13 protein-coding genes are annotated in these 13,623 nt (G+C 66.6%); 8 read left to right on the top strand and 5 right to left on the bottom strand.

What is annotated here, in order from left to right:
* Positions 1 to 24: 24 nt before the first annotated feature.
* Both QUV25_RS04390 and QUV25_RS04385 read right to left on the bottom strand, forming a co-directional pair.
* Positions 25 to 774 (bottom strand): ProQ/FinO family protein, encoded by a 750-nt coding sequence (locus QUV25_RS04390; RefSeq protein WP_300861590.1) that lies wholly within the window; start codon positions 772 to 774, stop codon positions 25 to 27.
* 178 nt (positions 775 to 952) lie between these two features.
* Positions 953 to 1,684: a helix-turn-helix transcriptional regulator gene (locus QUV25_RS04385; RefSeq protein ID WP_300861588.1), complete on the bottom strand. Its 732-nt coding sequence runs from the start codon at positions 1,682 to 1,684 to the stop codon at positions 953 to 955.
* Between the two features lie 176 nt (positions 1,685 to 1,860).
* Here QUV25_RS04385 and QUV25_RS04380 point away from each other — a divergent pair, with 176 nt between their 5' ends.
* Positions 1,861 to 3,825, top strand: coding sequence for an MFS transporter (locus tag QUV25_RS04380; RefSeq protein WP_300861587.1), 1,965 nt, complete (start codon positions 1,861 to 1,863; stop codon positions 3,823 to 3,825).
* Between the two features lie 18 nt (positions 3,826 to 3,843).
* On the opposite strand, the gene QUV25_RS04375 is transcribed toward QUV25_RS04380, so the two are convergent.
* Positions 3,844 to 4,905, bottom strand: a complete 1,062-nt coding sequence (locus QUV25_RS04375) for an NAD(P)-dependent alcohol dehydrogenase (RefSeq protein ID WP_300861586.1) — start codon at positions 4,903 to 4,905, stop codon at positions 3,844 to 3,846.
* A gap of 180 nt (positions 4,906 to 5,085) precedes the next feature.
* Here QUV25_RS04375 and QUV25_RS04370 point away from each other — a divergent pair, with 180 nt between their 5' ends.
* The 6 genes from QUV25_RS04370 to QUV25_RS04345 all read left to right on the top strand — a co-directional run bounded on the left by QUV25_RS04370 (position 5,086) and on the right by QUV25_RS04345 (position 10,859).
* Positions 5,086 to 6,384 carry an FAD-binding oxidoreductase gene (locus QUV25_RS04370; protein WP_300861584.1) on the top strand — a complete coding sequence of 433 codons (1,299 nt, stop codon included), beginning with the start codon at positions 5,086 to 5,088 and terminating at the stop codon, positions 6,382 to 6,384.
* Between the two features lie 284 nt (positions 6,385 to 6,668).
* Complete coding sequence (locus QUV25_RS04365; protein WP_300861583.1) at positions 6,669 to 7,445, top strand: alpha/beta hydrolase; 777 nt, start codon at positions 6,669 to 6,671, stop codon at positions 7,443 to 7,445.
* 344 nt (positions 7,446 to 7,789) lie between these two features.
* Entirely contained in the window at positions 7,790 to 8,311 is a 522-nt protein-coding gene (locus QUV25_RS04360) for a YiaA/YiaB family inner membrane protein (protein WP_300862031.1), read from the top strand.
* Positions 8,312 to 8,343: 32 nt separating this feature from the next.
* Complete coding sequence (locus QUV25_RS04355; RefSeq protein ID WP_300861581.1) at positions 8,344 to 8,799, top strand: hypothetical protein; 456 nt, start codon at positions 8,344 to 8,346, stop codon at positions 8,797 to 8,799.
* Positions 8,800 to 8,930: 131 nt separating this feature from the next.
* A complete protein-coding gene (locus QUV25_RS04350; RefSeq protein ID WP_300861580.1) occupies positions 8,931 to 9,734 on the top strand; it encodes a DUF2145 domain-containing protein in 804 nt (267 codons plus the stop codon).
* Positions 9,735 to 9,770: 36 nt separating this feature from the next.
* Positions 9,771 to 10,859 carry a serine endopeptidase gene (locus QUV25_RS04345; RefSeq protein ID WP_300861578.1) on the top strand — a complete coding sequence of 363 codons (1,089 nt, stop codon included), beginning with the start codon at positions 9,771 to 9,773 and terminating at the stop codon, positions 10,857 to 10,859.
* A gap of 6 nt (positions 10,860 to 10,865) precedes the next feature.
* On the opposite strand, the gene QUV25_RS04340 is transcribed toward QUV25_RS04345, so the two are convergent.
* Positions 10,866 to 12,053 (bottom strand): MFS transporter, encoded by a 1,188-nt coding sequence (locus tag QUV25_RS04340; protein WP_300861576.1) that lies wholly within the window; start codon positions 12,051 to 12,053, stop codon positions 10,866 to 10,868.
* Positions 12,054 to 12,240: 187 nt separating this feature from the next.
* Here QUV25_RS04340 and QUV25_RS04335 point away from each other — a divergent pair, with 187 nt between their 5' ends.
* Positions 12,241 to 12,714, top strand: coding sequence for a hypothetical protein (locus tag QUV25_RS04335; protein ID WP_300861575.1), 474 nt, complete (start codon positions 12,241 to 12,243; stop codon positions 12,712 to 12,714).
* A gap of 92 nt (positions 12,715 to 12,806) precedes the next feature.
* Here the strand turns inward: QUV25_RS04335 and QUV25_RS04330 are convergent, their stop codons facing one another.
* Positions 12,807 to 13,604, bottom strand: a complete 798-nt coding sequence (locus QUV25_RS04330; RefSeq protein WP_300861573.1) for a distant relative of cell wall-associated hydrolase — start codon at positions 13,602 to 13,604, stop codon at positions 12,807 to 12,809.
* Positions 13,605 to 13,623: the final 19 nt, after the last annotated feature.

The following is a 13,623-nucleotide window of genomic DNA, read 5'->3' as shown; positions in this document are numbered from 1 at the left end:
GCGTTCCCCGCCACTGCAACGGGCTCAGGCCTGTGGCTTGATTCGCGCACGTGCGCGTTCCAGCGTGCGATTGGCGTCGAGCACGTGCAGGCCATACATGTCGGCGAACTCGTTGAGCGTTTTGCCGCTGGCATCAAAGGCACGCAGCAGCGCCGTGTCGCGCGCGCTCTGTGCCACCGAGGCGTCGAGCGCGTCGCGGGTGATCTGGTTCACCTCCTCGTCGCGGCCGTTTACCCTTTCGGCATAGGCCTCGCGCGAGAGGCCGCTGGCTTCAAACGCCTGCGCGATGCGCTGGCGCAGCTTGGGCCGCAGGTCTTCGCGGCTGCGCGCGCCGCGGCGACGAAAGACCTCGATCACCGCATGGTGCACCTGCTCCGGTGTGAGCTCTTCCACCGGCTGGCCGGCAAGGTCGTGGCGGGGCTGGCCCGAGGCCACCACCGTGAGGTAGCGCGATGAACGCGCGTGTTGCGCCAGCGCTGCCTTGAGCTCATCGCGTGTGAGCACTTCAGGGTGGGCGGCGAGCAGATCTTCGAAGATGCCGCGCTTGAGCGGACGCAAGGTCTCGCCGAACAGCGCGGGGTACAGGGTGGCGAGCTGGTCGAGCAGCGGGTGGTGGCGCGCAGGCGCCGCGCTGGCTGTGCGCTGGGCTTGGCTGCCTGGATTGCGACGCGGAGGGCGCTGGTGGCCAGATGGCTGAGCCGCTGCGGCTTCGGCAGTGGGCAACGCTGCCTTGGGCGCGTCGTGGTCAGGTGTGTCGTTGGCGATGGCGTTCATGTGGCGCAAAAAAGAAGAGCCCGTGTCCCAGGCAAGCCCAACATCATGCCAGCCCGCGAAGCGCAAGGCCCGCCCGAGTGAAGTGCGTTCCTCCCAGGGCCCCGCGGAACCGGCACTGCCGGGCCGCCAGTGCCGCCCCCCCTTGAGGGGTGACGCGAAGCGGCGCGGAGGTTGACCCTCACCGACGAAGTCGGCTGAAGGCTTCAAATTCCCAGCTGCGCATGCCCAGTACCAGCGTGTAGCCCTCCCGGTCTTTGTCGGCGAGCTTCTGGTCGGTCTGATGCTGCTGTGCAAAGTCTTGCGCCACGCGCTGCAACCGCTCCATGAACATCGGCGCCAGCGTGCGGCTCACCGAGCCGTGCACCAGCAGCAGGCCTTCGCCCTTGGCGTCGAAGCCGCCAGCGAAGTAGTCGAGCAGGGCGTGGTCGCGGAAGTAGTTCATGACCGCGCCGTGCGGGCGCCAGCGGAAGGTCTTGGCGAGTTTCAAGCGATAGCGGTTGAGCGCGCGCAGCTCGATGATGCCGATGCGGTCGAGCTGCACCAGGTACTTCACGCACTCGGCTTCGCTCAGGCGGTACTGCGCGGTGATCTGCTCCAGCGTCCATTGGCTGAGCACGCAGATCGCGACCAGCAGCAGCTTCTTGTCGGCCACCACAGCGCGCTCCTGCTCGGCCGTCATTTCGGTGAGCAGGGGCTGCGCGTCGGCCACGCGGCGCGCGAGTTCGGCGAAATCGAGCTTGAGCGCGCGGCAGATCGCGTCCACCCGCGAGAGCGACATGTCGCCCTTGGCGAGCATGCGCTTGACGCTGGACTCAGCCATGTCCAGCGCGAGCGCGAGGTCGGCGTAGGTCATCTGTGCGGCCTTGAGTTCTTTCTTGATGGCGGCGACGAGGTCGGTGGTGGTGCTCATGGCGGTGGGGTGAAAAGGTATTGAAAAACGCTACCCGTTGACTGCTGAAACAAGACTGTATCGGGAAGCCATGCCTGGCGGGTGTAACTGGCCGACACTGCGGCGGCGCGCCCATGCCCCAGAATGCGCAGGCGGGCCGCGTGCCACCTCCCTTCAGAGCAGGAAAGAGAACCCCCATGACCACAGCAACCCACCCGCCCAGCGCAGACGCTGCCAGCCCGCCAGCGGGTGGGGCAGCCCACGAAGGCGGCCAGTTCGCGCTGATGAAGCAGCGCCGGTTTGCGCCGTTTTTCTGGACCCAGTTTCTCGGTGCGGCGAACGACAACCTGTTCAAGTTCGCCTTCACCGTGCTGGTGACCTACCAGCTGCAGGTGCAGTGGCTGCCGGCCGACCTGGCTGGGCTGGTGATCGGTGCGCTGTTCATCCTGCCGTTTCTGCTGTTCTCGGCCACCAGCGGCCAGCTGGCCGACAAGCTGGACCGGCGCGACATGATCGTCTGGCTCAAGCGCGCCGAGATCGGCATCATGGCGCTGGCGGCCTGGGCGTTTTTTGTGCAGAACATCCCACTGCTGCTGGTCAGCATCTTCCTCATGGGCTTGCAGTCCACTGTGTTTGGACCGGTGAAGTTCGCCTACCTGCCGCAGCACCTGAGCGAGCGCGAACTCACCGGCGGCAACGGCATGGTGGAAATGGGCACCTTCGTGGCCATTCTGCTGGGCAACGTGGCGGGTGGCCTGATCATTGCCGTACCCGAGATCGGCGCGCACCACGTGGGCTTCACCTGCGTGGCCCTGGCCATCATCGGGCGCCTGGCAGCCCACTACATTCCGGCCTCGCCGGCGATGGACCCGGGGCTGCAGATCAACTGGAACCCGGTCACAGAAACCTGGGCCAACCTCAAGCTGGCGCATCAGACGCCGGTGGTGTTCCGCTCGGTGCTGGGCATCAGCTGGATGTGGTTTTTCGGCGCGGTGTTCCTCAGCCTGTTTCCCGCCTTTGCCAAAGACGTGCTGCACGGCGACGAGCAGGTGGCTTCGTTGCTGCTGGTGGTGTTCTCCATCGGTATCGGCACCGGTTCGCTGCTGTGCGAGGTGCTGAGCCGCCGCCATGTGGAGATTGGCCTGGTGCCGGTGGGCGCCATCGGTATGACGGTGTTTTCGGTCGACCTTTACTTTTCCACGCGCGGCCTGCCGCCTGCCAGTGGCCTGGGCCTGAGCGCTTTCCTGGCCGATGCGGCGCACTGGCGCGTGCTGGCCGACCTGGCCTTGCTCAGCCTGTTCGCCGGTCTGTACAGCGTGCCGATGTACGCACTGATCCAGATGCGCAGCCAGCCCACGCACCGCGCCCGCATCATCGCCGCCAACAACATCTTGAACGCGCTGTTCATGATTGCGAGCGCGGTGATTGCCGGCGCCTTGCTGCAGGCCGGTTTCACCATCCCGCAGATGTTCCTGTTCGTGGGCCTGGCCAATGCGGTGGTGGCGTTCTACATCTTCATGCTGGTGCCCGAGTACCTGCTGCGCTTCGTGGCCTGGGTGGCCTCGCGCCTGGTTTACCGCTTCCGCGTGACGAACGACGAGCACATTCCCACCCAAGGCGCGGCGGTGCTGGTGTGCAACCACGTGAGCTTCGTCGACGCGGTGCTGCTCATGGCCGCCAGCCCGCGCCCGATTCGCTTCGTGATGGACCACCGCATTTTCAAGGTGCCGGTGCTGGGCTGGCTGTTCAAGCTGGCCAAGGCCATCCCGATTGCGCCACAGAAAGAAAACCCGGCCGCCTACGAAGCCGCGTTTGCCACCGCCGCCCAGGTGCTGCGCGAGGGCGACCTGCTCGCCATCTTCCCTGAAGGCGGCATCACCCGCGACGGTAGCTTGCAGCCCTTCAAGGGCGGCATCATGAAGATCCTGGAGCGCGCACAGGCCGATGGTGTGCAGGTGCCCGTGATCCCCATGGCGCTCACCAACCTGTGGGGCTCGTTCTTCAGCCGGGTGGAGGTGCGCAACGGTGAGCAGACCGCCATGGTGCGGCCGTTTCGCCGCGGTGTCTTCAACCGCGTGGGCCTGAACGCCGGCGCGCCGCTGACCGCCAGCACGGTCACGCCCGAAGCCCTGCGCGAACGGGTGGCGGCGCTGATGGCCTGACCGATCGCGGTCGACCGCTCAGGCCATGGCTTTCAGCGACGCCATGTCGATCACGAAGCGGTACTTCACATCGCTCCTGAGCATGCGCTCGTAGGATTCGTTGATCTGCTGGATCGGGATCATCTCGACGTCGGCCGTGATGCCGTGCTGCCCGCAGAAGTCGAGCATGGCCTGCGTTTCGGCGATGCCGCCGATCAGCGAGCCGGCTACGGCCTTGCGCTTGAGCACCATCGGACTGGTGTTGAGCGTCGGTTCGATCGGGCCCAGATAACCCACCAGCACCAGTGTGCCGCCGGTGGCCAGCGTGGGCACGTAGGGGTTGAGGTCGTGCGCGTAGGGCACGGTGTCGATGATGAGCTCGAAGCGGCTGGCCACCGCAGCCATCTGGTCCGCGTCGCCCGACAGCACGATGTGGTCGGCACCCAGCCGGCGCGCGTCGGTCTCTTTGCCGGGTGAGCGGGTGAAGAGCGTGACCTCGGCACCCATCGCCTTGGCCAGCTGAATCGCCATGTGCCCCAGGCCGCCCAGGCCCACCACCGCCACGCGAGTGCCCGGCCCCACGTTCCAGTGGCGCAACGGCGAGTAGGTGGTGATACCGGCGCACAGCAGAGGCGCGGCACCTGCCGGGTCCAGGTTTCCCGGGATCTTCAGCACAAAGCCTTGCGCCACCACGACGCGCTCGGAGTAGCCGCCGTAGGTGGGCGTGCCGTCTTGCCGGTCGACGCCGTTGTAGGTGAAGGTCGATCCGTTTTCGCAGTATTGCTCCCAGCCCTTTCCGCATGCGCCGCACCGCTGGCAGGAATCGACCATGCAGCCCACGCCCACCAGGTCGCCCGGCGCAAAGCGCGTCACGTCCGCGCCCACCGCGCTCACCCGGCCAATGATCTCGTGGCCCGGCACCATGGGGTAGTTGGCGCGGCCCCAGTCATCGCGCGAATGGTGGATGTCGGTGTGGCAGACGCCGCAGAAAAGGATGTCGATCACCACGTCGTCGGCACGCGGGCTGCGGCGCACGAAATGGAAGAGGCTCAGGGGTTCGGTGGCGGTGCGGGTGCCGAAAGCGCGGGTGGGGTACGTCATGGGCCTTATGGTCGCCGATTTCCAACGCCGCGCCCGTCGCTGGTGTGTCTGTGGCCAGTGGCTGCCCGTTCGCGCGTTCCAGTGGCCCCGGCCGCAGCCCGTGCCGGCCACCATACTGGGCCGATGCCGCGCCTGAGCCATCCTGTGTCAGGGCCGCAGCGCACGCCTCTCGGAGAATCTATGGCCGACACCAACCCCGCCAGCCCATCCCACGCCCCGTCCTACTACGCCCACTCGGCCAACGCCTCGCCCGAGCGTCCCGCGCTGAACGAGAGCCTGGAGGCCGACGTCTGCATCGTCGGCGCTGGCTACACCGGCCTGTCGGCCGGCATCGCGCTGGCCGAGGCCGGCATGAGCGTGGTGGTGCTGGAGCGCGCGCGGGTGGGCTGGGGCGCCTCCGGGCGAAACGGCGGGCAGATCGTGCACAGCTTCTCGCGCGACATCGACGTGATCGAACGCAGCTACGGGCCATCAGTGGCCGAACCGCTGGCGCGCATGATGTTCGAGGGCGCGCAAGTGATCCGCGAGCGGGTGACCAAGTACAGCATCGACTGCGATTTGAAAGATGGCGGCATCTTCGCCGCCATCAGCCCAGGCAAGACCCGTGGGTTGATCGAGCAGAAAAAGCTCTGGGAGCGCTGGGGCCACCCCGGGTTGAGCCTGGTCGACACACCGTCCGATGTGCGCCGCCTCGTCAACACCGATCGCTACAGCGCCTTGCTCATCGACCCCACCGGCGGCCACTTCCACCCGCTCAACCTGGCGCTGGGCGAAGCCGCCGCGCTCGAGCGCCTGGGCGGCCGCGTTTTTGAGCACTGCGAGGTGGTGAAGATCGAGCGCGGCGAGCCCGCCGTGGTGCGCACCGCGCAGGGTCAGGTGAAGGCTCGCTGCGTCATCGTGGCCTGCAATGCCTACATCGGGGGCCTGGAGCCCGCCCTGGCCAGCAAATCCATGCCCTGCGGCACGCAGATGATCGCCACCGAACCGCTGGGCGCGCTGGCCGACGAACTCATTCCGTCCGACCACTGCGTGGAAGACAACAACTTCCTGCTCGACTACTTCCGCCTTTCGGCCGACAAGCGCCTCATCTACGGCGGCGGTGTGGTCTACGGCGCGCGCGACCCGAAAGAGGTGAAGTCGCTGATCCGGCCGCAGATGGTCAAGACCTTTCCGCAGCTGAAAGACGTGGGCATCGAGTTTGGCTGGACCGGCAACTTCCTGCTCACGCTCTCGCGCATGCCGCAGGTGGGCACGCTCTCAAGCAACATCTATTACTCGCAAGGCTGCTCCGGCCACGGCATCACCTTCACCCACCTGATCGGCCGCGTGCTGGCCGAAGCCATCAAGGGCGACGCCACCCGCTTCGGCGCCTTTGCCCGCCTGCCTCACCATCCCTTCCCCGGCGGACGCCTGTTGCGCGTGCCATTCACCGCCATCGGCGCGCTTTGGTACCAGATGCGGGACCGGCTGGGGGTTTGAACGGGGTGGCTTGAGCGGCGCCATGGCACCGATTGCTGGTTCTGCGGTGCGGGTCTCGCAGGCGCTGCCTGAGCTCGGGGGTTGAGTTTGGCGCTCGGTGTGTGGGGTGACGATGCATGGTGTCGACCCTGAACTGACTTTCTCGTACTTGCCGCAAAGCAGTCTGTCAGTCCTCCTAGGACATGGATGCGGCAGGCCTGCCTTTTGCCGTCTAATGCAATGCAAGGCCTGATGAGATCAGGCTGCTTGCTTTATCACCAAGGTTTATCACCAAGGAATTCGTCGTGCCTACAGTTGATAACCGCGGTATCCGAATTCACTATGAAGTTCACGGGAGCGGACACCCTGTTGTTCTCATCCACGGAGGCACCGTAAGCTTCAAGCACAACTACGCGGATTTCGGCTGGATCGAATCCCTGAGTGGCATTGGGTTGCAAGTGATTGGCCTTGATCTTCGCGGACACGGCAAGAGTGGCAAGCCGCATGAGGTTGAGTCTTACGGCTCTTCAAATCTAGCCAGCGATGTCATCGCCGTTCTTGATCGACTTTCACTGAAGCGTGCCTCACTTGTTGCCTACTCAATTGGAACTGCGGTAGCCCTCCACTTGTTGCAATCCGCTCCCGAGCGATTTGATAGAGCCGCGCTCATCGCCACTGGCGATGGACTGGTTGGGTATCCCCCCTACACATTCGCCAACATTCTTCCAACCTTGCTGGAGGTGCTTGGCAGAACCGAGTATCCAAAGGACCTTCCAAAACACTTGTCAACGTACTGGAACTTTGTTGCTGCAACAAATGGCGATTGGCAAGCCCTGCGGGCGCTCGCACAGGCAAGCTATGCGCCCTTAGCAATGACGGACGCCGCGGCTATTACGATCCCGACACTTGTGGTGAGTGGTCAGGCCGACCTTGTACTTGGCCAGGGCCCAAAGCTGGCGCAGGCCCTTGGACAAGGGAGGTACGTCGAGGTGCCTGGCGCCGACCACTTCTCACTCGCCGTAGATACTGGCGTCCAAACTGCTGTGGCTCACTTCATGCGGCATACCGCCGCTGAGCGTTGACGCCTCGCGATCGACAGGGCCGGCACTGCCCCGCAGTTCCACTCGTTGACTAGTTTGCGTTGAGCGACTGCCTTTCCCTGGGGTCACTGACCGATCTTGGCCAACAGCCGAATGTCAGGCTTCACCCTCACCGTCCACGACGAACCGAAGCGCTGGGGCCCCTCTCCAGCTTGCTGGGTCTTCCCCGCGGTCAGCTAACGATCCGCGTGTGCAGAGGACTGCCAATGGGTTCACTATTTCGATACCAGAAGTGCTGAAATGAGATTCGAGGTCAGATATCTGGCCCTTTTTCGGGTGGTGGCGAACACCATCGCGCCATGTTCAACAACCCACCGAGGTTTCACATGGCGTCCAGCAGCAGCAACAGCAACCGTTCTCCTCTCATCGTGATGCGCGACACCCGCGCCTGGCAGGTTCAGGTCTGGGCGTCGTTTGGCATCGCGGTGTTTCTCTGTGCCACAGGCCTGGCCTACCTGCCCGGCGAGGCGCTGGACCGGGCCTTCATGGTGATGGGCTACGTGTTCTGTCTGTCCACCGTGTTTGTGTTGTCGAAGGCGGTGCGCGACAGCGCCAAGGCCGCGCTCGGCGGCGAGGCGGAAACACCGATGTGGCGGCTGGTGGTGTGGGGTGGTTTTGCGGTGGCCATGGGGCTGACCGGCTGGGGCCTGCTGCGCATGGAGGTAAACGACACCTACCGCGCCTACCTCGGCGTGAGCTGGCTCTACCTGGTGACCTCAGCCTTCACCCTGGCCAAGACACTGCGCGACCGCCACGAGGCCGACCTGAGTGAGGCGCAGGTGCGCGGCGAGTTGCTGGGCCGCCAGCAGGCTTTGCGAGAGCGCGGTGCTGCCAGCGTGAGCGAATGAAACACCTCAACCCAGCTTGTACGGAGTCCAACATGATTACCCTGAAATCCATGGTGTGTGTCGCTGCACTGGCGGTGACATTGGCCGCCGCGCCGGCCCGGGCCCAGAGCGAGGCGTCGCTGGCCCTGTCGGCCCTGCCGGTGGCGTCGGTGGTGGCCGGCGCTTCGATGGGGGCGGCGGCGGTGAGTGTGGTGCCGGTGGCCCTGTCGGTGGCGGGCGCCACGCTGGTGGTGAAGGCGGTGGAAGTCACCGCGCGCGGCACGGTCTACCTGCTGGAGCGCGCGTCCGATGGCGCGCAGGCCAGTGTGGAGGTGGTGGGTCGTGCGGCGTCTGGCCTGGTGGCGGATGCGGTGATTGGTGTCGGCACGGTGGTGACGGTGAGCGTGATCGGCACCGGGGTGTTGCTCTCGACCGCGGCCGAGTTGCTGGCTTTCATCCCGAACGAGCTGGGTCGGGCACTGCTCTACAACCAGCGCGTCACCAATTAACTCCCGCAGCGCCTTCGGCGCTTCCCCCTTGGATGGGGCAACACCAGTGGCCCGGCCAAGCCGGTTCCACGGTGTTTCTGGAATGGCGCCACTTGCGGCCCACCACCTTGATCTTTTCCCAAGGAACACCCATGAAGTCATCAAACACCTGGCTCGCGCCGCTGGTGCTGACCGCCGCCCTGTTTGCCGCCCCCGCCCACGCCGGGCGCGCCTGCGATCAGCAGCCGCTGAGCGTGCAGACCATCATCCAGGGCATGGCCCTGGCCCAGCGCACCAGCGATGCGCTGGACGCCGAGTTCGCCCGCAGCAGTGCGCGCGTGGTGGTGCTGGGCCGCGCCGGCCAGGACCTGCGCCAGTACCAGCTGCGCTATTCCCACCTGGGCTGGGCCTACAAGACCGCCGAAGGCCCATGGCGCGTGCTGCACAAGCTCAACACCTGCGGCGCGGCCACCGGCGCGCTCTACCGCCAGGGGCTGGGCGAGTTTTTCCTGGACGACTTGTGGCGCTACGAGGCGGTATGGGCCGTGCCCGTGCCCGCGTTGCAGGCGCCGCTGTATGCCGTGTTGACCGATGCGCAGCGCAGCACCCGCCTGAACACCCGCGCCTACAGCCTGGTGAGCTACCCCTGGAGCACGCGCTACCAGCAAAGCAACCAGTGGGCGCTGGAGACGCTGGCCAGCGCCGCCGAGCCAGGCATCACCAGCCGCGAGCAGGCGCAGGCCTGGCTGAAGTTCAAGGACTACCAGCCCAGCGTGCTGCGCATCGGTGCGCTCACGCGGCTGGGCGCACGCGCCAGCAGCGCCAACGTGGCGTTTGACGACCACCCGAACGAAAAGCGTTTTGCCGACCGCATCGAAACCGTCACGGTGGACTCGGTGCTGGCCTGGCTGGCACGCACGGGCCTCACGGCGGCGCCACAAACCCTGTTGCCCTGAGCGGCACAATCGCAACCATTCCTGGAGGGAGTTCTCATGAGCAAAGCCTTGCGTCTGTCAGAAAAGTGGTTTCGCCGCGGCCTGTGGCTGGTGGCGTTCGTGTTTGCCTGGTTTCTGGTGGGCCTGGGCAGCACCATCGTGGGCGACCTGCCCCAGGTGGAGCAACAGCGCACGCTGGAAGATTTCATGGACCCGCAACGCACCCAGACGTTGCGTCAGGCCATTCAGGTCGCTGAACGCACCGAGCGCGACGCACAGGACGCACTCGACCAGGCCGCGCTGCGCCAGCAAACCGCCCAGGCCAGCCACCGCGCCGCGCGCGACACCTTCAGCAACTGGCTGGCCACGCGCAACGCCACCCAGCGGCCCGACCAGGACACGGAGCTGATCGAGCGCACCCAGCAGCTCGACGCGCTGCGCCAGGCCGAGCGCGACGCGCTGGCCGCGGTGGAGACGCAGCAACAGCGCTCGCTCGACGCCCGCCAGGCGCAAAGCCGCGCGCAGTCCGAGCTCGACACACTGCAAGACGGCGCACGAGATGCGTTCGAGAGCAAACTGCGCGCGCAGGAACTGCGCGTGTTCGGCTACCGCCTGCTGCTCACGTTGCCGCTGCTGGCGGCGGCCGGCTGGCTGTTTGCGAAGAAGCGCAAGAGCACCTACTGGCCGTTTGTGTGGGGCTTCATCTTCTTTGCGCTGTTTGCCTTCTTCGTCGAGCTGGTGCCCTACCTGCCGAGCTACGGCGGCTACGTGCGCTACCTGGTGGGCATCGTCCTCACGGTGGTGGGCGGGCGATACGCCATCCAGGCCTTGCAGCGTTACCTGGACCGGCAGAAGCAGGCCGAGGCACTGCCCGACCACCATCGGCGCCAGGAGCTGGACTACGACCTGGCGCAGACGCGTCTGGCCAAGAACGTCTGCCCAGGTTGTGAGCGGCCGGTGGATCTGAAAGACGGCAAGACCGATTTCTGCCCCCATTGCGGCCTGTGTCTGTTTGACCGCTGCGGTCATTGCAGCACGCGCAAGAACGCGTTCACCCGCTTCTGTTTTTCTTGCGGCACCTCTTCAGCCAGCCCCAGCGCGCCAGATCCAGCGCCAGCCAGCGGGCCGCGGACGGCGCTGCCATGAGTTGACTCAGGCCGCCGGTGCGCGGAATTCTTCGCGCAGCAGCGGCCACAAAGCCCACAGGCCGAGTGCCGGGCCCAGCGCCAGCCACGGCAGCAAGGCGCCCAGCGTCACGGTCTCGCTCAGCGAAAGAAACAGCAGGATGCTGACGATGGAGATCGCGAAGCCGGTGCTGTTGGTGAGCGTGAGCACGCTGCCCACCGCTTGCGGCGGGGCGTTGCGCGCGGTCAGGGTGGAGAACTGCGGCGAGTCGCCTGCTACCGTGATGCCCCAGAGCACAAGCCAGCCGTAGAACAGCGCGTCGCCTGCGCCCATCATCCACGGCGTGGCCAGGCAGCAACCTCCGCTGATCGCCAGCTGGGTCCCGGCCACACGCGCGCTGCCCCAGCGCTGCGCCACCCAGCCACCCACCGCGCAACCGATGGCGCCCGCGCCCAGCACGGCGAACGCGGCCCAGGACAGCGCGGGCCCTTGCAGCCGCGTGACGAGGATCAGCGGCACCATCACCCACACCGTGTACAGCTCCCACATGTGACCAAAATACCCCAGCACCGAACTGCGCACGCGGCGGTCGGTCCACACCGCGCCCAGCGCGCGCCATTGCAGCGTGGTCACGCGGGCTTGGGCGTGCGGCGGATCGCCCGTGCCGAAGAACAGCAGCAGGCCGCCTGCCGCCGCCAGCGCCGCCACGCCGAGCATGAGGGTGGGCCAGGGCAGCGCGTCGCCCAGTGCACGCAGTGCGTGGGCGCTGGCCGAGCCCAGCACCAGCGCCCCGATGAGCAGACCGAGTGCGCCGCCCAGTCCGCGGGTGTACCACTGCGCGGCGATCTTCATGCCCACCGGGTAGATGCCCGCGAGGAAAAAGCCGGTGGCAAAGCGCCAGATCAGCAAGGCCTCGTAGTCCCGCACCATCGCCCAGGCGCCCACGGTGCAGGCCGCGCCGGCGAGCGCGCAGATGAGGAACACCGCGCGCGCCGAGAAGCGGTCGGCAATAGCCAGCAGGGCAAACACCAGCGTGCCGACAATGAAGCCGAACTGCAGGGCCGACGTGAGCGTGCCCACCGCCGCCGTGGCCCAGCCCAGCTCGCGCTGCAGGTCGGGCATGACGGCGTTCACGGCGAACCAGAGCGAAGTGCCGGCGAACTGGGCGGTGACCAGCACGGGCAGGATGTGGCGGGGAACGGCGGCTTGCGTCATCGCCGCACTGTAAAGGGACGGACGCTCCTCGCCTTGTCGCCGGGCAGACCTGCTGGCAGGCCACAGCGGTGGCCGCCGGCGATACCGACGGGCCAGCTTTACGGTTCTTCGCACCCGCTTCGATACTTCTTCACCAATGGCCGACACGATGGCGCCACCAGCATGTGCTGGGGCCATGAGGATGTGTATGGGTACCTTGTCTGTTTCCCCCGCCGCGCGCCGCGGTTTTCTGGCGCTTGGCCTGGCCACCACGGTGGCCACGCTCGCCGGCTGCTATGTGCTGCCGATCGACCCGCGCACCGGGCAGCCAGTTGCGCCTGCCGGCGCGCCGGTGGTGGTGGCGCCCGCCCCCGTGCTGCCGCTCACCTTCCCGGCCCGGCTCTACCCAGCCAACCCGCAGGCCAGCGGCTACGGCGTGATCAACGCGACCGTGACCAACGACCTGCAAGGCCGTGGAAGTTTCAACGCGAACATCAACGGCGAGAGCTTTGTGGGCGAAGCCACGCGCAAGGCAGGCTCTTCACGCGAAGGCCTGGCCAGCGGCGCGGGCAACCGCGGCAGCTACCTGAGCTGCCAGTACACGATGAACTCGGCCACGCTGGGCACGGGCACCTGCCGTCTGAACAACGGCGCGGTCTTCACGATGCACGTTGGGAATTGAGCCCCCACGCTCCGCCGCTGCGCGGGTCGCTGCCCCCCCAGTGGGCTGATCCGCCTTTGGGCGGCCCGGCGGCGGATCGTTGATCTTTCCGGTCAGTGGTTGGCGCTTGCGGCCACCTCCACATCGGTGGCCACCGGCCCGGACTTGAGGTGGCCGACGTACTGCAGGGCCTGCTCGGTGCGCACCGAGGGCACGTCGCCTTCGCGCATGTGCAGCAGGTCGGCCGGGCTCACCAGCAGCGGGTCGGCGCTGGTGAGCGGCAGCTTGGCCTGCTGGTAGGCCTCCAGCACGAACTGCGAGCAGAAGAAGCGGTCGTTGCGTGCGGCGCCGAGCTGCACGGCGGCCAGGCCGCGGATGCAGAAGTCGCGCACCAGGCTGGGCACCAGCGGCAGTTCGCAGTACTGGCGCTGCAGTGTGAACGGGGCCTGCAGCACGATGCCGACCACGTTGTACTTCTTGCCGTCGTGCTGCTGCGCGAAGCGGCGCATGTTCTCGGCGTGCTCGGGGCGCAGGCCGGGGTGGCGGAAGGCGACGATGGTCGATTCGTCGGCCATGAAATCGGCCGTGCTGCGGATGCGTGTGCCCGATCCGACGGCTTCGGCGATCCGGCCGTCTCCCAGGTAGAGCGCGGCGTGACTCACTGGGGCCACGGTCATGGCGCGGATACCCACGGACACGATGCCGTTGGTGTTGGAGAGGATGATGTCGCCCGCTTTGAGGTCTGCCGGGGCGATGCGCTGGCCACCGTTGGCCGGGGTGAGCAGCAGGCGGTTTTGCAGCTGCACCGGCGACTGGCCTTGGGTGATCGCCATCGGGTTCACGTGGCTGGCGCAACCGGCGAGGCCGGCGAGCAGGCTCAGCAGCATCAAGGTGCGGGCGATCAGTGGCATGGGACGCTCCTGCGTTGGG

It is taken from the genome of Hydrogenophaga sp., assembly GCF_030373245.1.
In the GTDB taxonomy this organism is placed as follows: domain Bacteria; phylum Pseudomonadota; class Gammaproteobacteria; order Burkholderiales; family Burkholderiaceae_C; genus Hydrogenophaga.
The sequence above is the reverse complement of the archived record's forward strand: the minus strand, read 5'-3'. Positions and strand labels throughout refer to the sequence as shown.

Coding starts and splice junctions, on each gene's coding strand:
- QUV25_RS04380 (WP_300861587.1), top strand. CDS start 1,861: ATGACCACAGCAACCCACCCGCCCAGCGCAGACGCTGCCAGCCCGCCA.
- QUV25_RS04345 (WP_300861578.1), top strand. CDS start 9,771: ATGAGCAAAGCCTTGCGTCTGTCAGAAAAGTGGTTTCGCCGCGGCCTG.
- QUV25_RS04355 (WP_300861581.1), top strand. CDS start 8,344: ATGATTACCCTGAAATCCATGGTGTGTGTCGCTGCACTGGCGGTGACA.
- QUV25_RS04360 (WP_300862031.1), top strand. CDS start 7,790: ATGGCGTCCAGCAGCAGCAACAGCAACCGTTCTCCTCTCATCGTGATG.
- QUV25_RS04340 (WP_300861576.1), bottom strand. CDS start 12,053: ATGACGCAAGCCGCCGTTCCCCGCCACATCCTGCCCGTGCTGGTCACC.
- QUV25_RS04385 (WP_300861588.1), bottom strand. CDS start 1,684: ATGAGCACCACCACCGACCTCGTCGCCGCCATCAAGAAAGAACTCAAG.
- QUV25_RS04330 (WP_300861573.1), bottom strand. CDS start 13,604: ATGCCACTGATCGCCCGCACCTTGATGCTGCTGAGCCTGCTCGCCGGC.
- QUV25_RS04335 (WP_300861575.1), top strand. CDS start 12,241: ATGGGTACCTTGTCTGTTTCCCCCGCCGCGCGCCGCGGTTTTCTGGCG.
- QUV25_RS04350 (WP_300861580.1), top strand. CDS start 8,931: ATGAAGTCATCAAACACCTGGCTCGCGCCGCTGGTGCTGACCGCCGCC.
- QUV25_RS04370 (WP_300861584.1), top strand. CDS start 5,086: ATGGCCGACACCAACCCCGCCAGCCCATCCCACGCCCCGTCCTACTAC.
- QUV25_RS04390 (WP_300861590.1), bottom strand. CDS start 774: ATGAACGCCATCGCCAACGACACACCTGACCACGACGCGCCCAAGGCA.
- QUV25_RS04375 (WP_300861586.1), bottom strand. CDS start 4,905: ATGACGTACCCCACCCGCGCTTTCGGCACCCGCACCGCCACCGAACCC.